At 70.5% G+C, this 26365-nt stretch carries 18 protein-coding genes, 2 rRNA genes and 1 pseudogene; 11 read left to right on the forward strand and 10 right to left on the reverse strand.

Annotated elements, in window-relative coordinates; all coding sequences use genetic code 11:
* A 23S ribosomal RNA gene (locus G4G93_RS33700) occupies positions 1–217 on the forward strand; the annotation flags it as partial.
* A gap of 113 nt (positions 218–330) precedes the next feature.
* A 5S ribosomal RNA gene (rrf, locus tag G4G93_RS33705) occupies positions 331–446 on the forward strand.
* 99 nt (positions 447–545) lie between these two features.
* Here rrf and G4G93_RS33710 read toward each other — a convergent pair.
* Together G4G93_RS33710 and G4G93_RS33715 are read right to left on the reverse strand one after the other, a co-directional pair.
* Positions 546–2690 carry a helicase-related protein gene (locus tag G4G93_RS33710; RefSeq protein WP_165091666.1) on the reverse strand — a complete coding sequence of 715 codons (2145 nt, stop codon included), beginning with the start codon at positions 2688–2690 and terminating at the stop codon, positions 546–548.
* 94 nt (positions 2691–2784) lie between these two features.
* A complete protein-coding gene (locus tag G4G93_RS33715; RefSeq protein ID WP_165091667.1) occupies positions 2785–3651 on the reverse strand; it encodes an oxaloacetate decarboxylase in 867 nt (288 codons plus the stop codon).
* A 738-nt stretch (positions 3652–4389) separates the two neighbouring features.
* On the opposite strand from G4G93_RS33715, the gene G4G93_RS33720 reads away from it, so the two are divergent.
* The 7 genes from G4G93_RS33720 to G4G93_RS33750 all read left to right on the forward strand — a co-directional run bounded on the left by G4G93_RS33720 (position 4390) and on the right by G4G93_RS33750 (position 13668).
* Positions 4390–5649: an aromatic ring-hydroxylating oxygenase subunit alpha gene (locus tag G4G93_RS33720; RefSeq protein WP_165091669.1), complete on the forward strand. Its 1260-nt coding sequence runs from the start codon at positions 4390–4392 to the stop codon at positions 5647–5649.
* Between the two features lie 4 nt (positions 5650–5653).
* Positions 5654–6793, forward strand: coding sequence for a hybrid-cluster NAD(P)-dependent oxidoreductase (locus G4G93_RS33725; RefSeq protein WP_165091670.1), 1140 nt, complete (start codon positions 5654–5656; stop codon positions 6791–6793).
* A gap of 73 nt (positions 6794–6866) precedes the next feature.
* The gene (locus G4G93_RS33730) at positions 6867–8909 is read left to right on the forward strand and encodes an NADH:flavin oxidoreductase (protein ID WP_165091672.1); all 2043 of its coding nucleotides are present in this window, start codon (positions 6867–6869) and stop codon (positions 8907–8909) included.
* 238 nt (positions 8910–9147) lie between these two features.
* Complete coding sequence (locus G4G93_RS33735) at positions 9148–11046, forward strand: (Fe-S)-binding protein (protein ID WP_165091674.1); 1899 nt, start codon at positions 9148–9150, stop codon at positions 11044–11046.
* Complete coding sequence (locus tag G4G93_RS33740) at positions 11043–12326, forward strand: electron transfer flavoprotein subunit alpha/FixB family protein (protein WP_165091676.1); 1284 nt, start codon at positions 11043–11045, stop codon at positions 12324–12326. The genes G4G93_RS33735 and G4G93_RS33740 overlap by 4 nt, the downstream gene beginning before the upstream one ends.
* Entirely contained in the window at positions 12323–13144 is an 822-nt protein-coding gene (locus tag G4G93_RS33745; RefSeq protein WP_165091678.1) for an electron transfer flavoprotein subunit beta, read from the forward strand. Before G4G93_RS33740 ends, G4G93_RS33745 begins: the two co-directional genes overlap by 4 nt.
* Before the next feature lie 8 nt (positions 13145–13152).
* Positions 13153–13668, forward strand: a complete 516-nt coding sequence (locus tag G4G93_RS33750) for a prolyl-tRNA synthetase associated domain-containing protein (RefSeq protein WP_165091680.1) — start codon at positions 13153–13155, stop codon at positions 13666–13668.
* Positions 13669–14121: 453 nt separating this feature from the next.
* Here the strand turns inward: G4G93_RS33750 and G4G93_RS33755 are convergent, their stop codons facing one another.
* The 5 genes from G4G93_RS33755 to G4G93_RS33775 are packed head-to-tail and all read right to left on the reverse strand — an operon-like array spanning position 14122 to position 20667.
* Entirely contained in the window at positions 14122–15489 is a 1368-nt protein-coding gene (locus tag G4G93_RS33755) for an L-serine ammonia-lyase (protein WP_165091681.1), read from the reverse strand.
* Complete coding sequence (locus G4G93_RS33760; RefSeq protein WP_165091683.1) at positions 15486–16079, reverse strand: sarcosine oxidase subunit gamma; 594 nt, start codon at positions 16077–16079, stop codon at positions 15486–15488. Before G4G93_RS33760 ends, G4G93_RS33755 begins: the two co-directional genes overlap by 4 nt.
* Positions 16072–19056, reverse strand: coding sequence for a sarcosine oxidase subunit alpha family protein (locus G4G93_RS33765; protein ID WP_165091684.1), 2985 nt, complete (start codon positions 19054–19056; stop codon positions 16072–16074). Before G4G93_RS33765 ends, G4G93_RS33760 begins: the two co-directional genes overlap by 8 nt.
* On the reverse strand, positions 19056–19379 hold the full coding sequence (locus G4G93_RS33770) for a sarcosine oxidase subunit delta (protein WP_165091686.1): 324 nt from the start codon (positions 19377–19379) through the stop codon (positions 19056–19058). The genes G4G93_RS33765 and G4G93_RS33770 overlap by 1 nt, the downstream gene beginning before the upstream one ends.
* A 34-nt stretch (positions 19380–19413) precedes the next feature.
* Positions 19414–20667, reverse strand: a complete 1254-nt coding sequence (locus G4G93_RS33775; RefSeq protein ID WP_165091688.1) for a sarcosine oxidase subunit beta family protein — start codon at positions 20665–20667, stop codon at positions 19414–19416.
* Positions 20668–20897: 230 nt separating this feature from the next.
* Here G4G93_RS33775 and G4G93_RS33780 point away from each other — a divergent pair, with 230 nt between their 5' ends.
* Positions 20898–21902, forward strand: a complete 1005-nt coding sequence (locus G4G93_RS33780) for a GlxA family transcriptional regulator (RefSeq protein ID WP_395414481.1) — start codon at positions 20898–20900, stop codon at positions 21900–21902.
* A gap of 294 nt (positions 21903–22196) precedes the next feature.
* Here the strand turns inward: G4G93_RS33780 and G4G93_RS33785 are convergent, their stop codons facing one another.
* The 3 genes from G4G93_RS33785 to G4G93_RS33795 form a co-directional block, all read right to left on the reverse strand.
* On the reverse strand, positions 22197–23033 hold the full coding sequence (locus G4G93_RS33785) for a glycine betaine ABC transporter substrate-binding protein (protein ID WP_165091689.1): 837 nt from the start codon (positions 23031–23033) through the stop codon (positions 22197–22199).
* Positions 23034–23149: 116 nt separating this feature from the next.
* Complete coding sequence (locus tag G4G93_RS33790; protein WP_165091690.1) at positions 23150–24001, reverse strand: proline/glycine betaine ABC transporter permease; 852 nt, start codon at positions 23999–24001, stop codon at positions 23150–23152.
* The gene (locus G4G93_RS33795) at positions 23917–25236 is read right to left on the reverse strand and encodes a glycine betaine/L-proline ABC transporter ATP-binding protein (protein WP_165091692.1); all 1320 of its coding nucleotides are present in this window, start codon (positions 25234–25236) and stop codon (positions 23917–23919) included. The genes G4G93_RS33790 and G4G93_RS33795 overlap by 85 nt, the downstream gene beginning before the upstream one ends.
* Positions 25237–25760: 524 nt before the next feature.
* On the opposite strand from G4G93_RS33795, the pseudogene glyA reads away from it, so the two are divergent.
* Positions 25761–26365: pseudogene (glyA, locus tag G4G93_RS33800) on the forward strand (serine hydroxymethyltransferase); the annotation flags it as partial.

The following is a 26365-nucleotide window of genomic DNA, read 5'->3' on the forward strand; positions in this document are numbered from 1 at the left end:
ATGGACGAACCTCTGGTGGACCTGTTGTGGCGCCAGCCGCAGTGCAGGGTAGCTATGTTCGGTCGGGATAACCGCTGAAGGCATCTAAGCGGGAAACCCCCCTTGAAACGAGAACTCCCTTGAGAGCCGTGGAAGACGACCACGTGGATAGGCTGGATGTGCAAGCGCGGTAACGCGCTGAGCTGACCAGTACTAATCGCTCGATCGGCTTGATCGCTCTCATGATCCGTGTCCGGATCAACCCCGACACCACGACACGATGAAGACGCCTGACGCAGCCGAGCGGCTGCCACAGAACGCATGCTTGCCGCAACGAACGTGCTTGGCCGGTCTGGTGGTCTGAGCGGGGTGATCAGAACCCGATCCCATCTCGAACTCGGCCGTTAACCGCCCCAGCGCCTATGGTACTGTGTCTCAAGACACGGGAGAGTCGGTCACCGCCAGACCTGCCAAGCACGTCACGTTCCCTCAACACGGTTCTCGAACGCCAAGCCCGTCAGGCTCAACCCCTGGCGGGCTTTGCTGCGTTCGGAGGTACGCTTGCCTCACCGTCGGTTGGCTGCCCGCCGTGTCCGGCGCTCGACCCGGCGGGTCGCGGTCTCCTTCAGGTGCTGCTCGATGGCGTCGTTGGCGCGGCCCCGCATGGTCCGGATCGCCTCGACGTCGTCGAAGGTGTCGGGAAAGCGGCGTGACAGCCACAGGTAAGCGCTCGCCAGCTTGACCGTCCGCTCCTGGTAGTCGAGCTCGCCGTGGAGGTTCGCCCGCAGGGCCGGCACGCCGGCGCCCGCGGCGCGGGCCTGGGTCCAGCGCTCCAGCACCGCCATCGCCACATCGTCGCGCCGGTCCACCGGGCAGACCGAGAACACGAACTTTTCGTGGATCGGCAGGCGGGCGCGGTCGACGAGGCGCGCCACCTCCAGGATCTCCTCGAGGGCGGACGGCTGGAACGGCGAGCCTGCATAGAAGGTGGCGCGGGCAAAATGGCTCAGCACCTCGCGCAGGCTGTCGGTGCCCATCTCCTCGGCAACCGAGGTGATCGCCATCAGGTCGGGCCGGACGAAGAAGCGGGTGTCGGCGGCCGGCGCCGTCGGCGCGCCGCCGAGCGCGGTGCGCAACGGGGCGATGCCGGCCTCGTCGCTGGCCGCGACGTAGCCGACTTCGTGATGGCCGAAGCGGCCGGCCCGGCCGGCGATCTGCCGGATCTCCGAATTGGTCAGCCCGCGCTCACCCGTACCGTCGTACTTGCGAACCGCCGAGAACACGATGCGCTTCAGCGGCCCGAGATTCAGGCCCATGCCGATCGCGTCGGTGGTCACCAGCACGTCGGCCTCGCCACCGCGGAAGCGCGCGGCCTCCGCCCGGCGCACCTCCGGCGAGAGCGCGCCGTAGATGGTAGCGACGCGGTGGCCCGCCGCCACCAGGATCTCGCGGTTCTCATGCACGGCCCGGCGCGAGAAGGCGACGACGGCATCGCCCGGCTCGACCTTCTCCAGGGGCACCGGCGTCTCCGACAGGACGAGCGGCGTCTTGCGCTCGAAGGTGACGACCTCCAGCGATTCGCCCGCCGCCTCCGCGGCTCGCCGAACGTAGGCCAGCGCGTCGTCCGAGCCGCAGACGATGACGGTCTTCGCCGGCACACCGAACAGCGCGTTGGTCCAGGCCCAGCCGCGATCCGGATCGGCAAGCATCTGGATCTCGTCGATCACCGCCACGTCGACCGGACGCGTCAGGTCCGCCGTCTCGATGGTGCGGGCGGTGTGGGTCGGGCTCGCCTGTCCCAGGACCTCCTCGCCGGTGACCATGCCGGCCTGCAGGCCGCGCTCCTGCAAGGCCTCGTAATTCTCCAGCGCCAGGAGTCGCAAGGGGGCGAGGTAGGTACCGGTCGCAGCCTGCGTTAGCGCCGTGAGGGCGGCGTAGGTCTTGCCCGAGTTGGTCGGTCCCATGTGGAACACGATGCGCCGGTTGAGCCGGCGCGCCGCGGTGAACTTTTCGATGTAGGCGCCGAAGCCGACCCGGTCCTGCAGCCGCCGCAGCCGCGAATCCTGGCGCGCCACCACCCGCGCCCGCTTGCGCACCGGGGTCAGGGTCTGGAACAGCGAGGCACCGAGATCGTCCCGGAGGGCGAAGGGCCGCGACCGCAGCGAGCGGTCGAGCTGCGCGATATAGGCCGAGGCGTCGGCCCCGACCTCGCGCAGGTCGAGGCGGACTTGCTCGCGAAGCCGGTCCACGGGCCGGCGTAGGGCCTCGGCGGTACGGGACGCGACCTGCGCGACGGCCTCGCGCAATTCGTCGAGGTGCCAGCGCGGGTCGTTGCGGTGCGCCATGCCGCGCAGGAGGCCGGCGACGGTCGTGTCCGGCGGCGCGTCGACCCGCAATTCCAGGCGGCCGTCGTCGAGGAGCGGGATCGCCACGCGCACGGTCCAGGTGACGGCATGCCCGTCCGACACCGCGGCCCGCAAAGCCGGCACGGTCCGCCGCAGGGCCTCGATCCCGGTCTCCGCGAAAGCGCGGCCGGCCTTCATCGCACGCAACGCCCGCGCGACCCGGGCGTCGTCGACGTCGCCGTTGAACTCCGGCAGGCCGAGCTGGACCCGCAAGGCCTCCAGATCGACCGACCGGGGCGGCTGCCCGAGGCGCGCGACGATCTCGCTCAGGATCTCGGTCGTGGGTTGGACGCGCCTGCGTGCCACGAATATGCTCCGTTCCCGCTGCCTCACGTCGACAATCTATGCGGCCGGGCTCCGAGGAACAGGGCGGAGCGCCGGACCAACGGATCCGGCCCGGTCAGCCGACCCGGTAGCGGGCTTCGCGGGCGTCCCAGGCCTCCTTGTCGACCGCCCGCTGACGCTCCTCGAACGAGGCGAGCCGGTCGGCGACGCCTGCGAGCGAGCCGTCGCGCTTGAGCGCGCCGAGCACGTCGAACGAGGCCTTGAGCGCCGCCTGGAGCGCGGCATTGGCGTAGAGGACGATCGAGAAGCCCATCCCGGCCAGCCGCTCGCGGCCCGGATCGGGTGTGCGCCCGCCGAACACGATGTTGGCGACCTGCGGCACCGGTAGGTCGCGGGCGATGCGCGCGAGTTCCTCGACCGAGACCGGCGCCTCGACGAAGGTGGCGTCGGCCCCCGCCTCGATATAGGCCCGCGCCCGCTCGATCGCCCGGTCGAGATCCTCCACCGCCCGGGCGTCGGTGCGGGCGATGATCTGGAGGTCGCCGTCGCGCCGCGCGTCGGCCGCGGCCTTGACCTTCTGCACCATCTCGCCGGCCGGGATCACGTCCTTGCCGGTGAAGTGGCCGCACTTCTTGGGGAAGACCTGGTCCTCGATCTGGATGCCGGCGGCGCCCGCCCGCTCCAGCAGGCGCATCGTGCGCACCATGTTGACGGCGTTGCCGAAGCCGGTATCGGCGTCGACGATGATCGGCAGGCTTACCGCGTCCGCCACCGCCGCGACGGTCTCCGCCACCTCGGTGACGGTGGTGAGCCCGATATCCGGGGCGCCGAGATGCATGTTCGCGACGCCGGCTCCGGTTACGTAGACCGCCTCGAAGCCGAGATCCTCGACGACGCGGGCGAACAGGGCGTTGGCGGCGCCCGGCACGCTCACGGCCTCGCGGCGCGTCAGGATCGATTTCAGGGTCTGGGTGGCTCGCATCGCGGCGTCGTCCCGAGCATCATCCGGCGAAGACATCCCTCGTCGCAGAGAATGCCGCCGAATCAAAGCCATCATGGCAAGGCCCGGGCCATGCAAGGCCCTCCCTCGGCTTGGCTCGCCTCGGCTTGGCTCGCCTCGGCGGGGTGCGCCTCGCGCCTCGCCGTCGAGGTGCCGGCGGCGATCCGTTTGCCGGCATCGTCTCGCGGGCGATCGGGCCTCGATCATCCGGAGCGGCGAACTCGCCTCGATCCTGTTCCTGCGGCTCGCCATGCGCGGTAGCGGCGCAGCGGGGCGAGCACATGCGGCAGGCCTTCGGACCCTCCTGGTCGTCCCGGAGCCGCGACAGCGGAACCCGGGCTTCACGATTGCCGACATGTCCGGACGAGGTGGCGCGCACTTCGACCTCTCCTGAAACGTCAGCGGTCATGGATCCCGGGTTCTCGGCCGTCGGGAGCCCCAAGGATTCCGGGGTCGACGCCGTCGCGACTTGCGAAGCGAAAGCAATGCCGACGGACGAGAACGTCCGAGGGGCGTTTCTGTTCATGGTGCAACGCCGCAAGACCCTGCCGAAGCCGCGCGCCGACCGGACGAGACGGCGCCTCTCCCGCGTCAGCCATCCGATCGTCGCGCCTCGCCGACCCGCGTCGCCCCAGCTCAAGCGAATGTCGCTGGCGCGGCAGCGGAGGAGCGGCCGGGCGGGGATAGTCTCACTCGCTCGATACGGCTTTGCGAGGCCCCATGCTCGACGTGACGCCCACTCCGCTTCAACGCCTCCTGCGTGAGCGTCGGCCCGGCTACACGCTGCCGGCGCCGTTCTATCTCAGCTCCGAGATCTTCGACGCCGACATGGAGGTCATCTTCGGCCGCCACTGGATCTATGTCGGCGTCGAGCCCGACGTGCCGGAGGCCGGCGACGTGATGGTCGTCGATATCGGCAAGACCTCCGTGGCGATCGTGCGCGACGACGACAACGAGATCCGCGCCTTCCACAACGTCTGCCGCCACCGCGGCGCGCGCCTGGTCCACGACGAGAAGTCGACGGTCGGCAATCTCGTCTGCCGCTACCATTCCTGGACCTACGACCTCACCGGCGAGCTGATCCACGCCGAGCATATGGGCCCGGACTTCAAGAAGGGCTGCCATGGCCTGAAGCCGGTGCATATCCGCTCGCTCGAAGGCCTGCTCTTCATCTGCCTCGCCGACGAGGCCCCGGCGGATTTCGACGAGATGGCGGCCCGGCTCGGGCCCTACATCGCGCCGCACAACGTGCGCGACACGAAGGTCGCGTTCCAGAAGGACATCATCGAGCCGGGCAACTGGAAGCTCACGATGGAAAACAACCGCGAGTGCTATCACTGCGGGGCCAACCATCCCGAGCTGACGGTGCCGCTCTTCGCCTACGGCTTCGGCTTCGCGCCGGAGGAGATGGACGAGCACGACCGCGCCCAGGCCGAGCGCTACGGCTGCCTGCTCAAGACCCGCCACGGCGAGTGGGAGGCGGACGGCCTGCCGTCGCGGGAGATCGACGAGCTCGACACGATGGTGACGGCCTTCCGCACCGAGCGCCTGCCGCTCGACGGCGAGGGTGAATCGCACACCATCGACACCAAGGCCGCCTGCAAGAAGCTGCTCGGCGACTTCACCAACGCCAAGCTCGGCGGCCTCTCGGTCTGGACGCAGCCGAATTCCTGGCACCACTTCCTCGGCGACCACATCGTCACCTTCTCGGTGCTGCCGCTCGATGCCGAGCGCTCGCTGCTGCGCACCAAGTGGCTCGTCCACAAGGACGCGGTCGAGGGCGTCGATTACGACCTCGCCAACCTGATCGGCGTCTGGGAAGCCACCAACGACCAGGACAGCGAGCTCGTCGGCATCTGCCAGCAGGGCGTCGCGAGCCCGGCCTACGAGCCCGGTCCGTACTCGCCGAACACCGAGATGCTCGTCGAGAAGTTCTGCAACTGGTATGTCGGCCGCATGGCCGCGCATCTGGGGCGCTAGCGCCATGACGTCGGCCCCCGCTTCGACCGAACCGGCCGCCACCCGTCTCGCGGCCACCGCGTCCTGGGATGCGGAGGCCGACGACGCCTTGGTCTGTCTCGCCGTGCGCGATGAGACGCACGACGTGAAGACCTTCGTGCTCGGCACGCCCGAGCCCCGGCGCTTCGCCTATGCGCCGGGCCAGTTCCTGACCTTCGCCTTCGAGATCGGGGCTGAGACGATCAACCGCTGCTACACGATCTCGTCGGCGCCGACGCGGCCGCACGCGCTGTCGTTCACCGTCAAGCGCGTGCCCGGCGGCCCGGTCTCGAACTGGCTGCACGACACCCTCAAGGTCGGCGACACGGTGCGGGCCCTCGGCCCGATGGGCGACTTCTCGTGCTTCACCCATCCGGCGCCGAAATACCTGCTCCTGTCGGGCGGCAGCGGCGTGACGCCGATGATGTCGATGGCGCGCACCTTCCACGATCTCGGGCAGGCCCGCGACGTCGCCTTCGTCCACTCGGCCCGCAGCCCGGCCGACATCGTGTTCCGCGGCGAGCTGGAGACGATGGCCCGTCTCGATCCCGCCTTCCGGTTCCATGCGGTCTGCGAATCCGATGCGCCGGGCGAGGCGTGGGCGGGGCCGAAGGGCCGCCTCTCCCTCGACATCCTCACCCGGGCGGTACCGGATTTCCGCGAGCGCGAGGTCTTCGTCTGCGGGCCGAAGCCCTACATGGATGCCGTGCGGGCGATGCTGCGTGACGCCGGCTTCGACATGGCCCGGCACCACGAGGAGAGCTTCGACTTCGGCGCCCTGCCGGAGGCCGAGCAGCAGGCGGCGGCGGAAGCCGGCCGGGCCCTCGATACGGAAGCCGAATCCACCCCCGCCGCGACGATGCGGACCTACCGGGTCGAGTTCGCCAAGACCCGCCGGGTGCTCGACTGCCCGGAGAACGAGACGGTCCTCGACGCCGCCCGCAAGGCCGGCATCCGCCTGCCCTCCTCCTGCGCCAAGGGCCTGTGCGGCACCTGCAAGTCGAAGGTCACCAAGGGCACCGTCTCGATGACCCATGCCGGCGGCATCCGCCAGCGCGAGATCGATGCCGGCATGGCCCTGCTCTGCTGCTCGAAGCCGACGAGCGACCTCGTCGTCGAGCGCTGACGATCCATCACTTCTTCGTCTTTCGGACTCTCTCCTTCTCGAAATCCTGGCCCCTGCCTTCGGGAGTCGTCCCGTGATCGCCAATGCCGACGCGCTGCTGAAGCCGCTCACCATCAAGGGCCTCACCATCCGCAACCGGGTGATGTCGACGAGCCATGCCCCCGGGTATGGCCGCGACGGCAAGCCCCAGGAGCGCTACCAGCTCTACCATGCCGAGAAGGCGAAGGGGGGCATCGGGCTGACCATGTTCGGCGGCTCCTCGTCGGTCGCCCCCGACAGCCCGGCCGCGCCCTGGAACCAGATCTCGGTCGCCGACGATTCGGTGATCCCGTATTTCCGGCAATTCTCGGACCGGGTCCACGCCCATGGGGGCAAGCTGATGATTCAGCTCACCCATATGGGCCGGCGCACCAAGTGGGACACCGAGCACTGGCTGCCCACCATCTCGCCGTCGCCCCGGCGCGAGCCCGCCTCCCGCACCATCCCGAAGGAGATGGAGGAGGAGGACATCGCCCGCGTCGTGAAGAGCTTCGCCGATGCGGCGCGCCGCTGCCGCGAGGGCGGGCTCGACGGCTGCGAGGTCTCGGCCGCTCACGGCCACCTGATCGACCAGTTCTGGTCGCCGAGCGTCAATCAGCGCACCGACAAGTACGGCGGCAGCCTCGAGAACCGGATGCGCTTCGGCATCGAGGTGCTGGAGGCGATGCGGGCGGCGGCCGGCGACGATTACGTCATCGGCATCCGCATGTCCGGCGACGAGATGATCGCCGACGGCCTGTCCCAAGAGGACTGCCTGACGATCGCCACCGAATACGCCAAGCGCGGCCTCGTCGACTTCCTCAACGTGCTGGGCGGCCAGGCGCGCGACCATATCGCCCATGCGATCTCGCTGCCGAACATGTCGTTCCCGGTGGCCCCCTTCCTGTTCCTGCCGAGCGCGATCAAGCGCGAGGTCGATATCCCGGTCTTCCACGCCCAGCGCGTCACCGACCTGGCGACGGCCGCGAGAGCCGTCGCGGAGGGCCACGTCGACATGGTGGCGATGACCCGCGCCCACATCGCCGACCCGCACCTCGTCAAGAAGCTCTCCGAGGGCCGGGCCGACGACATCCGCCAATGCGTCGGCGCGGGCTACTGCATCGACCGGATCTATGTCGGCGGCGACGCGCTCTGCATCCAGAACGCCGCCACCGGCCGCGAGGCGACGATGCCGCACGAGATCCGCAAGGCGGATCTGCGCCGGCGGGTCGTGGTGATCGGCGCCGGCCCCGGCGGGCTCGAGGCGGCCCGGGTCTGCGCCGAGCGCGGCCATGCGGTGGTGCTGTTCGAGAAGAGCGGCCAGGCCGGCGGCCAGATCGGGCTCGCGGCCAAGGCCGGCTGGCGCGAGGCGATGTCGGGCATCCCGCGCTGGCTCGTCGCCCAGGTGACGAAGCTCGGGGTGGACCTGCGGCTCAACACCGAGGCCACCGAGGCGGCGGTGCTGGCCGAGAAGCCCGACGTCGTCATCGTGGCGACCGGCGGCACGCCGTTCCGCGGCCACGCCAAGGGCGCCGAGCAGCACGCCGTCACCACCGCCGAGGTGCTCTCCGGCGCCGTGGAACCCACGGGCTCGGTCCTGCTCTACGACGAGATGGGCCAGCACAACGCCTCGTCGGTCGCCGAGCTGCTGGCCAAGCGCGGCTGCCTCGTCGAGATCGCCACCCATGACCGCATGGTGGCGGAGGAGGTCGGCACCACCAACCAGCCGATCCACCTGCGCGAACTCTACAAGCTCGGCGTGGTGATGACGCCGAACATGGAGCTGATCGAGATCTACCCGGAAGGCAACCGCTTCGTCGCGGCGCTTCGCAACACCATGACGGATGCCGAGGAGGAGCGGGTCGTCGACCGCATCGTGGTCGATCACGGTACCTTGCCGGTGGACGAGCTGTATCGCGCCCTCAAGGGGGCCTCGGTCAATCACGGCCAGACCGATCAGGACGCGATGCTGCGCGGCGAGCCGCAGCCCTTCGACCTCTCCAAGGGCTACGCCCTCTACCGCATCGGCGATGCGGTGGCCGGCCGCAACATCCACGCGGCGATCTATGACGCCTTGAGGTTGTGCAAGGACCTCTGAGCCCTGCGAATTAGGACGCTGGCGGGCCCGAGCGTAACCCTCCCCCCTCTGCGGGGGAGGGTGGGCCCCGAAGGGGGCCGGGAGAGGCGCAGCGCGACGCTGATCCAGCGGGCGCCCTTCAGACCGCTCGCGACCTCTCCGGAAGCGGCGTCCCCTCTCCCGCCCCGCAGAGGGGGGAGGCAGAGGTAGCCTGCGGTGATGATTATCTCAGTATCGCCAAGCCCTTAGGCCCACCGTCATGCACAGCTTCATGCCCCTGACCACGGTGTTTCCCGGCCTCGTCTGGGCCATGGCGGCCCTGGCCCTGGTCCAGACCGCCCGGCGCGCGGCGCTGTGGCGGGTCGGCTCGGCCGCGCCGGTGGCCTGGCTCCACGGCCTCGCCCGATTGCCGCGCCGCTACCTCGTCGACGTCCACCACGTCGTGGCGCGCGATCCTTACGCCTCGCGAATGCACGCGGTAGTGGCAGGCGGGCTGCTGGCCGCCTCGCTCCTGACGGCGCTCGCGATCCTGCCGCCGCTGGCGCAATCGCGGGCCTATTGGCTCCTGGTGGCGCTCGCCTTCGCGGTCACGGCAGTCGGCTCGGTCCTCGTCGGCGCCCGCCGCTACCCCGCGAAGCAGAAGCGCCTCTCGGCCGGGCGCTTCCAGATCCTGCCGTTCCTGCTCCTCGCCTACGCGGTCGGCGGCACGCTCACCGCCTTGCTGCTGGCGGTCGGCACCGGTGGAATCGCCCTCCCCTTCACCCTGGCCCTGGCGGCGGCCGGGGGCTTGGGCCTCGCCTTCGAGGTGCGGCAGGGCCCGATGCGCCACGCCGTCGCCGGCGCGCTGCATCTTGCCGCCCATCCCCGGCCCGGCCGGTTCGAGGGCCGGCCCGACACCGCGCTCCAGCCCCTCGACCTCGAGGCCCCGCGGCTCGGCGCCGAGATGCCGGCCGACTTCACCTGGAACCGGCTCCTCTCCTACGATGCCTGCGTCTCGTGCGGGCGCTGCGAGATCGCCTGCCCGGCCTTCGCCGCCGGCCAACCGCTGAACCCGAAGCGGCTGATCCAGGACCTCGTCGCCGGCCTCAACCCCGCCGAGCCGCCTTACGCCGGCAATCCCTATCCGGGCGGCCGCGAGGCGGAAGGCGAGCGCGGCCCGCTCGCCCGGCTGATCGGACCCGACGCCCGCATCCATCCCGACACTTTGTGGTCCTGCACCACCTGCCGGGCCTGCGTCGAGGAATGCCCGATGATGATCGAGCACGTCGACGCGGTGGTGTCCTTGCGCCGCTACCAGACCCTGGAGCGCGGCGCGCTGCCCGAGAAGGCGATCGGCCCGGTGACCGAGCTGCGCCAGTCCGGCGATGCCGGCGGCCGGCCGCTTCCCGCCCGCACCGACTTCGCCGCCGGGCTCGACCTGCCGCTGATGGCCGACCGGGGCCAGGCCGACGTCCTGCTCTGGCTCGGCGAAGGCGCCTACGACCTGCGCTACGGCCGCACCCTCCGGGCCCTGGTCCGGCTCCTGCGCCAGGCGAACGTCGATTTCGCGGTGCTGGGACCGGAGGAGCGCGACACCGGCGATCTCGCCCGCCGGCTCGGCGACGAGGCGACCTTCCAGGCGCTCGCCCGGGAGAACGTCGCGACGCTGGCGAAGTACCGCTTCGCGCGCATCGTCACCGCCGATCCGCACGCCCTGCACGCCCTGCGCAACGAGTACCCGGCCTTCGGCGGGCCCTACACGGTGGTCCACCACACCGCGTTCCTGCTGGAACTGATCCGGGCGGGCAGGCTGACGCCCGGACGCCTGCCCGACCTCTCGGTCACCTACCACGATCCCTGCTACCTCGCCCGCTACAACGGCGAGACCGAGGCGCCCCGGGCCGTGCTCGACGCGATCGGCCTTGCCCGCGTCGAGATGGCCCGCTCGGGCAAGCGGGCGATGTGCTGCGGCGGCGGCGGCGGTGCGCCGGTGAGCGACATCCCGGGTGAGCGGCGCATCCCCGACCTGCGCATGGCCCAGGCCGCGGAGACCGGCGCCGGCGTGGTCGCGGTGGCCTGCCCATCCTGCACCGCGATGCTGGAGGGCGTGACCGACCGCAAGGCGGAGGTTCGCGACATCGCCGAATTGCTGCTCCAGGCCGTGGAGGCGGGACGATGACCAGGCTCCGTCGCGATCCCCGCGCCGAGCGAGCGGCGATCCAGGTCGCCACGATCCACGTCGCCGCCGGGGCCCGGCCCCGCTACGACCGGACGGCCAAGGGGGCAGCCAAGGGAGCAGCCCTGGCCGCGGACGGGCGTTCGCGCCGCGACCCCCGCGCCGAGCGCGCCGGCCAGCGCGTCCCCGGGGCGAACCGCCCGCGCTTCGATCTCAGTCAGGTCGTTGCGGGCCCGGCCGTGCGCGGCGAGATGCCGGTCGTCGGCGAGTCCCGGCAGCCGGCCGCCCCCAAGATCGTGGTCGTCGAGGATCCGGCCTTCCTGGTCGCCGTGGTGCCCGACGCCGCCGGCGGGCGCCTCTCGGGCCATGACCGTCAGGTGCTGGGCGCCGCCCGGATGCTGGCCGGGCGCGAGGGCGGCGTGGTCGTCGTCTCGGCCGGGCCGTGCGAGGGATGCGGGCCGGCCGGCGCCGACCGGCACGTCGCCCTCGCCGAACCCGGCGCCGACCCGGCCGCCCGGGCCGCCGTCGTCGCGGCGGCCCTCGAGGCCTTGAACCCGCGCCACGTCCTGTTCCCGGAATCCCTCGACGGCGGCGACCTCGCCCGCCGGGTCGCGGTGCGGATGGGCGCCGCCCTGTTCGACAATGCCGAGGTGGTCGCCGCCACCGGGCTGGTCCGCCCGGCCCGCGGGCGCCGGGTCGAGCAGCGGGCGGCGCCCGGCCTGCTCGCCACCGTGGCGGCGGATGCGGTCCCCGATTATGGCGGAGCGCCGCGGGAGGCGCGGGCCGTGACGGTCGAGACGGTGCCGGCGCCGGCCTCGAACCTCCTGTCGGCCGAGCGCATCCCCGCCGACCCGGCGACGGTGCCGCTCGCGCTCGCCGAGTTCGTCGCCGCGGCCGGCAACGGCATCCACGACCTCGACCTGTTCCGGCAGGTCGTCGCGGCCCTGCACGCTACCCCGGGCGCCAGCCGCGTCCTGTGCGATGCCGGGCTGATGCCGCGCCACTCCCAGGTCGGCGCCTCGGGCACCGTCCTCGCCGCGACCTGCTACGTCGCCCTCGGCATCTCCGGCGCGCCGCAGCACCTCCAGGGCATCGCCGGCTGCGAGCACGTGGTCGCCGTCAACACCGACCTGCACGCGGCGATGATCGAACGCGCCGGGCTCGCCATCGTGCAGGACGCCCAGGCCGTGATGGCGGCGCTGCTGGGGCTGCTGGAGCAGGAAGCCGCCCGCCACGCTGCCGGCGACCCGGCGTCGGGAGACAGAACAGGAGCCGCCTCGTGAAGATCGCCGTCCTCCTCTCCGCCGGCCGCCACCCGGTCTCGGGTGCGGCCGTGCTGCCGCGGCTCGAAGCGCAGGCGATCCGGATCGCCGTGCGCCTCGGGGAGGCTTTCGGCGTGCTCGACGGAGGCAGCGCGCCCTTCGGACTGCATGCCGGGCCCGACGCCGCCACGGTCGCCGATGCACTCGGCCAGGGGCTCGCGCGCATCGAGCATCTCGTGCTGCCCGAGGGCGTCGATCCGGTGCCGGCCCTCGCCGAGCACCTCGCCGCGACGGCACCCGACGTGATCCTCGCCGGACGGCGGGGCCAGGGCGGCGGCGAGAGCGGAATCGTCCCTTATGCGCTGGCCGCCGCGCTCGACCGGCCGCTGATCGCCGATGTGGTCTCGGTCGCGCCCGGCGACGAGGCCGGGACCTTGCGCCTCGACCAGAGCCTCGGCCGTGGGGCGCTGCGGCGCGTGGTCGTGCGCGGACCGGTCGTGGCGACGGTGCATCCCGACGCGCCGGCCTCCCTCGCCTACGCGTTCGGCCGGGCACGGCGCGGGACGATCGTATCGCTCGAGCCGACCGCCGAACCCGTCGCAGGTCCGGCCATCCCGGTCGAGGAGCGGCCCTACCGCCGCCGTCCGAAGATCGTGAAGGGCGCTCCCGCGGGAGGGTCGGCGGCGGAGCGCCTGAAGGCCGCGACGGGCGAATCCGGTGCCGCCGCGAGCGGCCGCCTCCTGGTCGATCCCGCTCCGGAGGAGGCGGCGCGAGAGATCCTGGCCTATCTGCGCCGGGTCGGCGTCGTCGCGCCGGATTCCACCCGCCCGAATTCGTGAGAAGCCCAATGCCCCTTAGCTCCGACGACCTCCTGGCCCGCCTGCGCGAGCGCGGCATCGCCTACAAGCTGTTCGAGCACCCGCAGGTCCTGACGGTCGAGGCGATGATGGCGGTCTGCGGCGACATCGCCGGCGCCCATACCAAGAACCTGTTCCTGCGCGACAACAAGAAGACCTATTTCCTGGTCACGCTCCACCACGATGCGGCCATCGACCTCAAGGCGTTCCGGCCGGTGCTCGGCGCGAAGGGCGGCCTGTCCTTCGCGAGTGCCGACGCGTTGCGTGAGCAGCTCGGCGTCGAGAGCGGCGCCGTCTCGCCGCTCGCCGCGCTCAACGCGGCACCGGGGAGCGTGAAGGTCTTCCTTCAGGACAGCCTGCTCGACGAGACGCGGATCAACGTCCACCCGCTGGTGAGCACCCGGACGCTCAACCTGGTTCCGGGCGACCTGGTGGCCGCCCTGCGGGACGAGGGCCACGAGGTGACGGTGTTCGCCCTGCCGCAAGCACCAGGCTCGGCGGGATGACGCTCACCGGACATGCGCCGCTTTTTCTCGGCGACGTCGCCGGACTTCATCCTGACGCGTTCCGGGAACTCGAAGCCGAGAAGCACCTCGAACATCTGTGACTGATCGGGAGCTTCTGCAACGCCCCTGGGCGCCGCGGTTCCGGGCGCGGCGGCCATCGTGCCTTACATCGGCAACCATGCGCCACCAGATCAGGTCCGATCCGCGTCGGGGTTCTCGCCGGTTCGGCGCTCCCGGTCGCCGGGCAATATCGCCCTGCGGGTCATGCAGGGCGAGGGACGACGATATCCGCGACGACCGCCCTCCTCGGAGCGGTCTGCACCACATCGGTCCCGCGAACGCCGAAGCCGTGAGCCGAACGCCGTTGGCGATCAGCGCCCGATCATGAGATGGGGCGCTGATCGAGGCATGCCTGTCCGGTCGGTTGGGCGCACAGGCCGGGCGGGCTTGCGTTCAGCACGCCGCCACGTTCACCGCGAGCCCGCCCAGCGACGTCTCCTTGTACTTCTCCTGCATGTCGTGCCCGGTCTGGCGCATCGTCTCGATGACCTGGTCGAGGCTGACGAAGTGCACGCCGTCGCCGTGGAGGGCCAGGGAGGCGGCGGCGACCGCCTTGTTGGCACCGAAGGCGTTGCGCTCGATGCACGGAACCTGGACCAGCCCGCCGACCGGATCGCAGGTCATGCCGAGATGGTGCTCCATGGCGATCTCGGCGGCATTCGCCACCTGGCGCGGGCAGCCGCCGAGCACCGTGGCGAGGCCCGCCGCCGCCATGGCGGCGGCCGACCCGACCTCGCCCTGGCACCCGACCTCGGCACCGGAGATCGAGGCCCGGCTCTTGATCAGGCCGCCGATCGCGGCCGCCGCGAGCAGGTAGTCGCGGCCGCGCTCCTCGCTCCAGCCGGGGCAGAAATCGATCCCGTAGCGCAGGACCGCCGGTACGATGCCGGCCGCCCCGTTGGTCGGCGCGGTGACGACCCGGCCGCCCGAGGCGTTCTCCTCGTTGACCGCCAGCGCGTACAGGCCGATCCAGTCCATGATCTCGTGGGCCGGCCGGCTGTTCGAGAGCCGGGACGCCTCGAGGGTCTCGTGCAGGCGCCGGGCGCGGCGGCGGACCTTGAGGCCGCCCGGCAGGACGCCCTCCATCCGCAGGCCCCGCGCGATGCAGGCGAGCATCGCGTCGCGGATCGCGTCGAGCCCGGCATCGACCGCGGCGTCGGAGCGCAAGGTGCGCTCGTTCGCCCGCTGCACCTGCGCGACCGTGAGGCCGGTCGCGGCGCAGATCGCCAGAAGCTCGGCACCGCTCGCGAAGGGGTACGGCACGGCGGCGGCCTCGATGCCGGCATTCGTCGCCTCGCCCTCGTTCTCGACGAAGCCGCCGCCCACCGAGTAGCAGACCACCTCGTCGAGGATCGCGCCGTCGCGGTCATGGGCCCGGAAGCGCATGCCGTTGGTGTGCCGCGGCAGCAATTCCTTGAAGTTGAAGACGAGGTCGCGGTCCGGCGCGAAGGCGACGCCCGGGAGCCCGGTCTCGCCCGTCTCGGCCAGGGTCCGGGTATAGCCCTCGACCCGGTCCGGATCGACGGTCGCCGGGTCGTGCCCGAGCAGACCGAGGGCGATCGCCACGTCGGTGCCGTGGCCCCGCCCGGTCCAGGCGAGGGAACCGAAGATTTCGGCCGTCACCCGCACCACCTCGCCCGGCGTCGCGCCGGCCCGGGACGCCACGCGCTCGCGGAAGCGGCGCGCGGCGACCATCGGGCCGATCGTGTGCGAGCTCGACGGGCCGATTCCGATCTTGAACAGATCGAAGACGCTGATCATCGCCGCACGGCCTGCTCGGTGGACCCGGCACCGATCGCGGCCTCGGCGAGGAGGGCGTGCACGTAAGTGGCGAAGGAGCGCCAGCACTCGACGCGGTAGCGCGGGGCGCCGCCGGGGTGCCGGATCAGGACGATCTCCGCCTTGCCGAGCAGGGTGCGGGTCGCCGAGCCCGGCGGGAAGGCGGCGTCGCCGAGATCGAGCGGGCAGCCGGCATTGAGGGCGACCGCCGCCAGCGGGCCGCTCACGTCGATGCCGACATTGCGGTGCGAGACGTCGACGATCGAATGCGCCCGCTCGCCGAGATCGGCCGCGATTGCCGAAGGCAGGTGGTCGGCCTCCGACTCGTCGCTGCCGATCAGCCACTCGTCGGGTCCGAGGCGGGCGATCCAGCGCCGGTCGTTGCCGCGCACCGAGTTGATCGGCCCGTCGAGCGGCAAGCCGGCGGCCGAGGCGCCTGCGTCGCGGACGCGGAGCGCGAAGCGCGCCTCGGCGCCGGCGGGCTGGATCACGATGCCGGAGCGGGCCGGGTCGGAGGCCGGCGCGCGGCCGAGGGGGAGCGCGCGGGCGGTGCGGTAGAGGGCCTCAAGCATGGATGCGCTCGCCTTTGGGATCGAAGAAGACCGGATCGACGACGGTGACGCGGGCAAAACCCTCCGGTGTGGTGACGTGGAGGGGACCGCCCTGGAGAGCGCGTCCGTCCGCCACCAGGGCCATGGCGATGGAGCGGCCGCAATTCGGGCTCCAGTAGCTCGATGTGACGTGGCCGAGCATCCGCATCGGGATCGGCTGGGCCGGATCGTCGACGATCTGCGCGCCCTCGTCGAGGACGAGCTTCGGATCGTCGGTGACGAGGCCGACGAGCTGCTTGCGGCCGGTCGCCACCACGTCGGGCCGGGCGAGCGAGCGCTTGCCGACGAAGTCCTTCTTGGCCTTGGCGATCATGCCGGCAAGCCCGACATCGTCCGGGGTGACCGTGCCGTCGGTCTCCTGGCCGATGATGATGTAGCCCTTCTCGGCCCGCAGGACGTGCATCGTCTCGGTGCCGTAGGGAGTGATGCCGTGCTGTTGCCCGGCCTCCCAGATCGCCTCCCACACCGCGCGGGCGTGGTCGGACGGCACGTTGATCTCGAAGCCCAGCTCGCCGGTGAACGAGACCCGGAACAGGCGGGTCGGCACGCCGCAGATCGTACCTTGCCGCATCGCCATGTGGGGGAAGGCCTCCGGCGACAGGTCGATCCCGTCGACGAGGGGGGCGATGACCGCGCGGGCCTTCGGTCCCTGGAGCGCGATCACCGCCCATTGCTCGGTGGTCGAGGTCAGGAAGACCTTCAGGTCCGGCCACTCGGTCTGGAGGTAATCCTCCATGTGGGCGAGCACCCGCGGCGCGCCGCCGGTCGTGGTGGTGACGTGGAAGCAGTCCGGCGCGATCCGGGCGACGACGCCGTCGTCGAGGATGTAGCCGTCCTCCTTCAGCATGAGCCCGTAGCGGCAGCGCCCGACTTCGAGCTTGAGCCACGGGTTGACGTAGATGCGGTTCATGAACTCGGCCGCGTCGGGGCCGACCACCTCGATCTTGCCGAGCGTCGAGGCGTCGAAGATGCCGACACCCTTGCGCACCGCCTCGCATTCGCGGGCGACCGCCGCGTGCAGGTCCTCGCCCGACTTGGGGAAGTACCAGGCGCGGCGCCACAGGGCGACGTTCTCGAACAGCGCGCCGTGTTCCTCGGCCCATTCGTGGATCGGGGTGGTGCGGATCGGGTCGAACAGGGCGTGGCGCGCCGGGCCGACCAGGGTGCCGAAGGTCACCGGGGTATAGGGCGGCCGGAAGGTCGTGGTGCCGACGCCCGGCAGCGTCTTGTCGAGCTGTCCGGCGACGATGCCGAGCGCGTTCATGTTCGAGGTCTTGCCCTGGTCGGTCGCCATGCCGGTCGTGGTGTACCGCTTGACGTGCTCGATCGAGTGGAAGCCCTCGCGCACCGCGAGCTTGATGTCCTTGGCGGTGACGTCGTTCTGGAAGTCGACGAAGGCCCGGACCTTGGTCGGGTCGGCATCGGTCGGCATGGCACGCACCGGCTTGAAGCCGGTCAGCGTCGGGCTCGCGGTGAAGCTCTTCCGCTCGTCCGAGCCGGCGGCCGCCGCACCCGCCGCGAAGCCTTCCTGGAGGCAGGCGGCGAGGTCGTAGGTGCCCTTCGACGCCCCCGCCGAGCGCTCGGCTTGCGCCGAGGTGCCGGGCAGGAAGGCGTCGAGGCGCTCGTCATAGGCGAGCTTGCCGCGGGACTGGGAGAACAGGTGCACCGCAGGCGTCCAGCCGCCGGACATGCCGACGCAATCGCACTCGAGCACGCGGTGGGCGCCGCAGCGCCCGGCCCGGTCGACCGGCGCGACGATCAGGCCGGTGACCCGCTTGGTGCCCTTCGCCCCGATCACCGTGTGGCCGGTCAGGACCTCGACCCCGGCAGCCTTGAGGCGCGCCAGCTCGGGCCCGCACTCGGACTCGGTGCGCAGGTCGACCAGGGTGACGGCGAGCCCCGCCGCCTTGGCGTCGAGGGCCGCCGCATAGGCCGAGGCGCCGCTCGTCGCGAACACGATCCGCCGGCCCGGTGCGACGCCGTAGCGGTTGACGAACACCCGCACGCTCTCGGCGAGCAGGATGCCGGGACGGTCGTTGTCGGCGAAGACCAGCGGGCGCTCGTGCGAGCCGCCGGCCAGCACCACCTCGCCGGCCCGGACCTGCCACAGCCGCTCGCGCGGCGCCGTGCCGGGGCTCGGCAGATGGTCGGTGACCCGCTCGGCCAGGGCGACGTGGTTGTGGTTGTAGTAGCCGAACGCGGTGGTGCGCGGCAGCAGGATGACGTTCTCGCGGGAATCGAGCTCGGCGAGCGTCGCGCTCAGCCACTCGGCGGCCGGGCGGCCGTCGATCTCGGCGGTGACGTCGTGGAGCAGCGCGCCGCCGGGCTCCGGGCCCTCGTCGGCGAGGATCACCCGCTTGCCGGTGCGGGCGGCGGCGAGCGCCGCGGACAGGCCGGCCGGGCCGGCGCCGACCACCAGCACGTCGCAATGGGCGTGGCGGTTGGCGTAGCGGTCCGGATCGGCCACGGCCGGGGCCTTGCCGAGGCCGGCGGCGGCGCGGATGAACGGCTCGTAGACCTTGTCCCAGAACTTCCGGGGCCACATGAAGGTCTTGTAGTAGAAGCCCGCGACGAAGACCGGCGAGAGCAGGTCGTTGACCGCCCCGATATCGTGCTCGAGCGACGGCCAGTGGTTCTGCGACAGGGTCTTGAGACCGTCTCTCGCCTCGACCACCGAGGCGCGGTTGTTCGGGTCGATCCGGCCGGGCCCGCGATCGACCGAGAGCAGCGCGCTCGGCTCGTCGGGGCCGTGGCTCAGGATGCCGCGCGGGCGGTGATACTTGAACGAGCGCCCGACGAGGTGGATGCCGTTGGCGAGCAGCGCCGAGGCGACGCTGTCGCCATGGAAGCCCTCGACGGTGCGGCCGTTGAAAGTGAAGCGGACCGGGCGCGTGCGGTCGATGCGACCGCCGCGGGACAATCTGAACGGCTGTGCCATCACGCCCTCGCCTCTGCCTGAGTGGAAGTGGACAGTGTGGAGTTGGAATCTTGGGATTTGGGCGTCTCGCCCATCTTGTAGGTTTCGATGAAGCGGTCGCTCACGGTGTCGCGCCGCGCGTTGAACCAGCGGCCGCAGCCATGGACGTGGTTCCAGCGCTCGGCATGGACGCCGCGCGGATTGGACCGCACGAACAGGTGCTGGGCCCATTGCTCGTCGGAGAGCGCGCCCGGATCGGTGGGCCGGGCGATATGGGCCTGTCCGCCGCAGCGGAACTCGGTCTCCGGTCGGTTGCCGCAATAGGGGCAGGCGATCAGCAGCATCGGGAGCCTCGTCGCGTCTGGTGTTCTTGAGGGATCAGTGCGCGACGGCGGCGGCGGCCGCTTCGTCGATGAGGCGACCAGTGCGGAACCGGTCGAGGGTGAAGGGCGCGTTGATCGCGTGCGGCGTGCCGGTCGCCAGGGTGTGGGCGAAGACGTGGCCCGAGCCGGGAGTCGCCTTGAAGCCGCCGGTGCCCCAGCCGCAATTGACGAACAGGTTCTCGACCGGGGTCTTGCCGATGATCGGCGAGCGGTCGGGCGTCACGTCGACGATGCCGCCCCAGGAGCGGAGCATCCGCATCCGGGTGAATTGCGGAAACACCTCGCAGATCGCGTCGAGGGTGTGGGTGGTGATGTGGAGGCCACCCTGCTGGCTGTAGGAGGTATACTGGTCGGTGCCCGCACCGATCACCAGCTCGCCCTTGTCCGACTGCGAGATGTAGGCGTGGACCGCGTTCGACATCACCACGCAGGGGAAGACCGGCTTGACCGGCTCGGAGACGAGCGCCTGGAGCGGGTAGCTCTCGAGCGGCATCTGCACGTCGGCCATCGCCATGACGGTCGAGGTGTGGCCGGCGGCCACCACGCCGATGCGCTTGGCCCCGATATAGCCCCGGGTCGTCTCGACGCCGATCGCGGCGCCGGAGGCGTCGCGGCGGATGCCCTTCACTTCGCAGTTCTGGATGATGTCGACGCCGCGGGCATCGGCGCCGCGGGCATAGCCCCAGGCCACCGCGTCGTGGCGCGCGGTGCCGGCCCGGCGCTGGAGCGCACCGCCGAGGACCGGGTAGCGCAAGGACCCCGAGATGTCGATCGGCGGACAGAACTCCTTGCACTCTTCCTTGGTCAGCCACTCGTTGTCGATGCCGTTGAGACGGTTGGCATAGACGTGGCGCTTGAAGCTCTGAACGTCGTGCAGGTTGTGGGCGAGCATCAGCACGCCGCGCTGCGAGAACATGACGTTGTAGTTCAGCTCCTGGGACAGGCCTTCCCAGAGCTTGAGCGCGTGCTCGTAGAGCGCGGCGCTCTCGTCGTAGAGGTAGTTCGAGCGGATGATGGTGGTGTTGCGGCCGGTATTGCCGCCGCCGATCCAGCCCTTCTCGAGCACCGCGACATTGGTGATGCCGTGCACGGTGGCGAGATAATAGGCGGTCGCGAGACCGTGACCGCCGCCGCCGACGATGACGACGTCGTAGGCGGGTTTCGGCTGCGGGTCCCGCCACTGGCGGCCCCAACCCCGGTGCCCCTTGAGGGATTCCGTGAGCAGCGACGAGAGGGAAAATCGGCGCATCGGTCGGCCTCGCTGTGATGTCCGATCATCGGGCCGCCGGCGGATGGGGGCTTGCGCACCGGCGACCGCGAGTTTGGGATTTGCGACTCAGGTCCCGATTGCAAGCGCCGCCGGGAACCCGGAGGGGCCACGGGCTGCCGCAGAGGGAGCAGAAACCTGCTTGCCTCGAAGCCTTCCCTGGAGTCATTCTCGGGTGACGACGCGATGACGGTCTGGCGGTGATTCGGATGATGACGGCCGGGACGATGGGCTCCGTGACGCCGGGCAACGCCGCCGTGACCGACGAGGTCACCTCCGTCGGCTTCATGCTCGTCGAGAACTTCTCGATGATCGCCTTTTCCTCGGCGATCGAGCCGCTGCGCCTCGCCAACCGGGCGGCGCGGCGCGATCTCTACCGCTACTCGCTGTGGTCGGAGAGCGGCACGCGCTGCACCGCCTCCAACGGCGTCGAGGTCCAGGTGGCGGGCAGCTTCGGCGAAGCACAGGCCCTCGAACCCGGCCTCGACATGGCGATCGTCTGCGGCGGCATCGACATCCAGCGCCGGGACCACCGCGCGCTTCAGGCGCTGCTGCGCCGGACCTGCATCCGCGGCGGCGCAATCGGCGCGGTCTGTACCGGCACCTACGTGCTGGCGAAGGCCGGCCTCCTCGACGGCTACCGGGCCACGATCCACTGGGAGAACCAGGCGAGCCTCGCCTCCGAGCATGACGGGCTCGAGATCGGCTCCGACCTGTTCGAGATCGACCGCAACCGCTTCACCTGTGCCGGCGGCACCGCGGCGGCCGACATGATGCTGTCGCTGATCGTACGCGACCACGGGGCCGACATCGCCGCCGACGTCGCCGACCAGCTCATCCACCACCGCATCCGCGAATCGGGCGAGCGCCAGCGGATGGACCTGCGAATGCGCCTCGGCGTCGCGCATCCGAAGCTCCTGCACGTCGTCGGCCTGATGGAGAAGACCTTCGCCGAGCCGCTCGGCAGCCAGGACCTGGCCGAGTCGGTCCATCTCTCGAAGCGGCAGCTGGAACGCCTGTTCCTGAAATATCTCGGGCGCTCACCGGCCAAGCACTACCTGCGCATCCGCCTGGAGCACGCCCGCCACCTGATCCGCCAGACGGCGATGCCGCTCCTGTCGATCGCGATCGAGTGCGGCTTCACCTCGGCCTCGCATTTCTCGAAATCCTACGTCGACCATTTCGGCCGGCCGCCGAGCAGCGAGCGGAAGGTGTGAGAGCCTTCTGACTGGTCTCTGCAGACATCGAAACCTCCTCGCCATTCCGGAGCCGCGACGCGGCTCCGGAATGGCGAGGAGGTTTCGAATACTGTCGATCACTTCGAACGAGCTCTGAGCGAAGCCGAAATCCGCATTGCGAAGCAAGCATTGGGATTTCGGTTGACGACCGGAGACGATGGTCGCTCTGTTGGTACGGGGCCGCGCAAGCGGCCCCGGGAACGACCCGGGAGGGTGTCGGCTTCGTTGCGGCGCGCCGGAGCGGATCGGCGCGCCAACCCCGTCAAACCCGCGTCACTTCAGCCAGCCGTCCACCGTCGCCCGGTTGGCCTTGATCCACTTGGCGGCGGTCTCGGCGGGCTTGGCGCCCTTCTCCTCGTTCTCCGCCATCATGGCTTCCTCGTCCTTGATGTTGAGCTTGAACTTCTTGAGGATGCCGTAGACCTCCGGCATGTCCTCCTTCAGGCCCTTGCGCGCCAGGGTGTTCACGGTCTCGTCGTCGCCGAAGACCTTCTTGGGATCGGCAAGGTACTTCAGCTCGTAGCGCGCGAACATCCAGTGCGGCGTCCAGCCGGTGACGACGATGTCCTTCTTCTGGCGGACGGCGTCCTTGAGCGCGCTGGTCATCGTCGCGTCGCTGCCGTCGACGAGCTTGACCGGCAGGCCGTAGGTCTTGATCGCCGCCTCGGAGGCCTTCATCACGCCGGCGCCGGGATCGATGCCGATCACCTTGCCGTCGACCTCGGCCGACTTGGTCTTCAGATCCTCGATCGAATTCAGCGGCGACGAGGCCGGCACCACCCAGCCAATCTTGGCGCCGGTGACGTTCGGGCCGATCAGCTCGAGGCGGTTCTTCAGCTTCTCGTAGTAGGCGGCCTGGGTCATCGGCAGCCAGGCCGCGACGCTCGCATCGGCGTCGCCGGTCGCCACCGCCTGCCACATCGCCGCCGCGGCGAGCGGGATCGCCTTCACCTCGTAGCCCTTCTCCTCGAGCACCTGCTTGAGGATGGTCGTGGCCACCACCGCGTCGCTCCACTCGACATAGGCGAGCCGCACCTGCTTGCCGGCCGCCTCGGCGGGCGTCTGGGCGAAGGCGAGGCAGAGGAGGACACCGAAGGTCGTCGCGCGCATGGGAAGCCGATCCAGAGGCTGGGGGGACGAGGGAAGGGTGGGATCTTCGGGCGGCGCCCGCAGGCCGCGGGCGCCGGGAAGGGAGCAGGGCCACCCGCCGGGGCGGCCTTCTCGGGTCAGGCCGCGCCGTGCGGCCGGGCCCGGGCGGCGAGCGCCTGGGTCGAGCGGTCGAGGATGACCGCCAGGATCACGATGCCGATCCCGGCCTCGAACCCGGCGCCGGCCTCGAGCCGCTGGATCGATTGCCACACCGCCCGGCCGAGGCCGCCGGCCCCGATCATCGCGGCGATGACCACCATCGAGAGGGCGAGCATCATGGTCTGGTTGACGCCGGCCATGATGGTCGGGAGCGCCAGGGGCAGCTGCACCTTGAACAGCTTCTGGGTGGTGGAGCCGCCGAAGGCGTCGGAGGCCTCGACCAGTTCCGTGGGCACGTTGCGGATGCCGAGCGCCGTCAGCCGGATGACCGGCGGCACCGAGAACACGATGGTGGCGAAGCACGCCGACACGGCGCCGAGGCCGAAGAACGGCAGGGCCGGGATCAGGTACACGAAGCTCGGCAGCGTCTGCATCATGTCGAGGATCGGCGAGAAGGTCCGCCAGGCGCGCCGGCTGAGGGCGAACCAGATCCCGACCGGGATGCCGATCACCAGAGCCGTGATGGTCGAGAGGCTGACGAGCACCAGCGTCTCGACCGTGGCCTGCCACAGCCGCAGGTTCCACAGGAACAGGAGGCCGAACAGCGTCAGCAGGCCGATCTTGCGCCCGCCGATCCGGTAGGTGGCGAGCGCCGCGAGCCCGATGAACACCCATGGCGGAACCGCCACCAGGGCGGTGGTCAGCACGTCGATCCAGTCGGAGACCGTGCGGCTGACCGCCCTCGTCAGCCAAGAGCCATGGTCGGTGAGCCAGTCGAGGCCTTGGTCGCTGAGCGTGTCGAGGGGAAATTTCGGGACGCTCCAGTCCATCGCTCCGCTCCTGCCGTCTGCTGAAGAATCGAGGTCTCGGGGTGATCCCCGGCTTGGGATTCGGCGGAATGGGCGGCCAGGGCGCGCACCACGTCGCGGCTGCCGACTCCCCCGATCAGCCGCCCGTCCGGATCGACGACGGCGACGCAGCCTTCCGCGGCGACCCGGGCCAGCAACGCGTCGAGGCGCGACTCGGCCGCGACGGCCTCGCCGCTCGCTTCGAGCAGGCTCGCGACGGTCTCCGACGGCCGGGCGGCGGCGAGCCGGGCGGCGAGCAGGCAGCCGACGAAGCGGCGGTCGTCGTCGGCGACGAGCCAGGCGTCGCCGCCCTCGCCGGCGATCCGGATCCGCGCCTCGGCGACGGTGAGCGTGGGCTGGAGGACCGGCGCGGACCGGTCCGCGACCTGCCCCGCCCGCATCACCGCGGCGCGGTCGATGTGCTCGACGAACCGCGCGACGTACTCGGTCGCCGGCCGGGCCACGATCTCCTCGGGCTGGCCGATCTGGACGACCTCGCCGTCCTTCATCAGGACGATCCGGCCGCCGAGCGCCACGGCCTCGTCGAGGTCGTGCGAGACGAACACGATCGTCTTCTTGAGCTTCTGCTGCAGGTCGCGCAGCTCCGACTGCATGTCGCGGCGGATCAGGGGATCGAGGGCGCTGAACGCCTCGTCCATCAGCAGCACCTCGGCATCGGCCGCCAGCGCGCGGGCGAGCCCCGCCCGCTGCTGCATCCCGCCCGACAATTCATGCGGATACTTGGCCTCCCAGCCCTTGAGGCCGACGAGCTCGATGGCCTGCATCGCGGCCTCGTTCCAGCGCGCGGCCGGAACGTTCTTCAGCTCGAGGCCGAAGCCGACATTGGACAGGATCGTCCGGTTCGGCAGGAGCGCGAAGTGCTGGAACACCATTCCGAAGGTCTTCTGGCGGAATGCCAGCAGATCCTTGCGGCCGAGCCTCGTCACGTCGACGTCGCCGACCATGATGCGGCCGCAGCTCGGCTCGACGAGCCGGTTCATACAGCGCAGGAGGGTGGATTTCCCCGAGCCCGACAGACCCATCAGGGTCAGGATCTCGCCCTCGACAATGTCGAACGAGATGTCGCACAGGCCGACGACGGCACCGCAGGCCGCTGCGATCTCGGCCTTGCGCTTGCCCTGCCTGATAAGCTCGACTCCCTCGACCTGCTTGGAGCCGAATATCTTGCTGATGCCCTCCAAAACAATGCGGCTCATAGGCATATGATCCCTTTTGGAGCAGCGCGCTTCGTCGCCCGAAACCTGTCAGAAACGCATCTGTTTACCTTGTATTATGAAAAGCTATCCTGAGCAGGCCCCGCGGCTTGTCCGCCTGCGACATTTTTTGCCACCAGGACGACACCGGCGAAATTTACCACCGAAAACCCTCGCTGCACCGCAACATTGGCGCCAGTTTCACCATGTTCAGCAGCATATTGTGCACCGGATGGACATGCCGTGTGCAGGGAGACCAAGATTCCGCCTCGTACATTAGGACGATACCACAGCGGCAGGTCGCTGGCACGCAACCGCATGTCGCTGGCACGGCAATGCCCCACCGGGAACGCCGTAACCTCCGCCTCCGGCTATCCGAGTTCCCGGCTATCCAGGCTCCTGGCTACAGGCTTCCCATTATCTCCGCAGCCGCGCCACGGTCTACGGCCTTCGACGACGACTGCGCCTTCCGCCGCAACGATGCCCGGCCCGCGCCCCGCGAGGCCGCCCACACTGTGAGGATCCCCGTGTCCGCAGCCGCCGCTTCCATCTCCCCGAACCCCTTCTTCTCCGCGTCGCTGTCCGACGTTGATCCGGAGCTCGCCGGCGCGGTCGCGCAGGAGCTCGGGCGCCAGCAGCACGAGATCGAGCTGATCGCCTCGGAGAACATCGTCTCCCGCGCCGTCCTCGAGGCGCAGGGCTCGGTCCTCACCAACAAGTACGCCGAGGGCTATCCCGGGCGCCGCTACTACGGCGGCTGCGAGTTCGTCGACATCGCCGAGACCCTCGCCATCGAGCGCGCCAAGCGCCTGTTCGGCTGCGGCTTCGCCAACGTGCAGCCGAATTCCGGCTCCCAGGCCAACCAGGCCGTGTTCATGGCCACCATGCAGCCGGGCGACACCTTCCTCGGCCTCGACCTCGCCGCCGGCGGCCACCTCACCCACGGCGCGCCGCCGAACGTCTCGGGCAAGTGGTTCAAGCCGGTCTCCTACACGGTGCGCCGCGACGACCAGCGCATCGACATGGAGCAGGTCGAGCGCCTCGCCCACGAGCACAAGCCGAAGGTCATCATCGCGGGCGGCTCGGGCTACCCGCGCCACTGGGACTTCGCCCGGTTCCGCGAGATCGCCGA

The sequence above is a fragment of the Methylobacterium sp. DB0501 genome, from assembly GCF_011043735.1.
Classification (GTDB): Bacteria; Pseudomonadota; Alphaproteobacteria; order Rhizobiales; family Beijerinckiaceae; genus Methylobacterium; species Methylobacterium alsaeris.

Bases quoted from the DNA above. Each gene is read 5' to 3' on its own strand.
- G4G93_RS33775 (WP_165091688.1), bottom strand. From the start codon at position 20,667: ATGCGCCGATTTTCCCTCTCGTCGCTGCTCACGGAATCCCTCAAGGGG.
- G4G93_RS33735 (WP_165091674.1), top strand. From the start codon at position 9,148: ATGCACAGCTTCATGCCCCTGACCACGGTGTTTCCCGGCCTCGTCTGG.
- G4G93_RS33755 (WP_165091681.1), bottom strand. From the start codon at position 15,489: ATGATCAGCGTCTTCGATCTGTTCAAGATCGGAATCGGCCCGTCGAGC.
- G4G93_RS33740 (WP_165091676.1), top strand. From the start codon at position 11,043: ATGACCAGGCTCCGTCGCGATCCCCGCGCCGAGCGAGCGGCGATCCAG.
- G4G93_RS33715 (WP_165091667.1), bottom strand. From the start codon at position 3,651: ATGCGAGCCACCCAGACCCTGAAATCGATCCTGACGCGCCGCGAGGCC.
- G4G93_RS33765 (WP_165091684.1), bottom strand. From the start codon at position 19,056: ATGGCACAGCCGTTCAGATTGTCCCGCGGCGGTCGCATCGACCGCACG.
- G4G93_RS33750 (WP_165091680.1), top strand. From the start codon at position 13,153: ATGCCCCTTAGCTCCGACGACCTCCTGGCCCGCCTGCGCGAGCGCGGC.
- G4G93_RS33790 (WP_165091690.1), bottom strand. From the start codon at position 24,001: ATGGACTGGAGCGTCCCGAAATTTCCCCTCGACACGCTCAGCGACCAA.
- G4G93_RS33795 (WP_165091692.1), bottom strand. From the start codon at position 25,236: ATGAGCCGCATTGTTTTGGAGGGCATCAGCAAGATATTCGGCTCCAAG.
- G4G93_RS33770 (WP_165091686.1), bottom strand. From the start codon at position 19,379: ATGCTGCTGATCGCCTGCCCCTATTGCGGCAACCGACCGGAGACCGAG.
- G4G93_RS33725 (WP_165091670.1), top strand. From the start codon at position 5,654: ATGACGTCGGCCCCCGCTTCGACCGAACCGGCCGCCACCCGTCTCGCG.
- G4G93_RS33720 (WP_165091669.1), top strand. From the start codon at position 4,390: ATGCTCGACGTGACGCCCACTCCGCTTCAACGCCTCCTGCGTGAGCGT.
- G4G93_RS33785 (WP_165091689.1), bottom strand. From the start codon at position 23,033: ATGCGCGCGACGACCTTCGGTGTCCTCCTCTGCCTCGCCTTCGCCCAG.
- G4G93_RS33760 (WP_165091683.1), bottom strand. From the start codon at position 16,079: ATGCTTGAGGCCCTCTACCGCACCGCCCGCGCGCTCCCCCTCGGCCGC.
- G4G93_RS33780 (WP_395414481.1), top strand. From the start codon at position 20,898: ATGACGGCCGGGACGATGGGCTCCGTGACGCCGGGCAACGCCGCCGTG.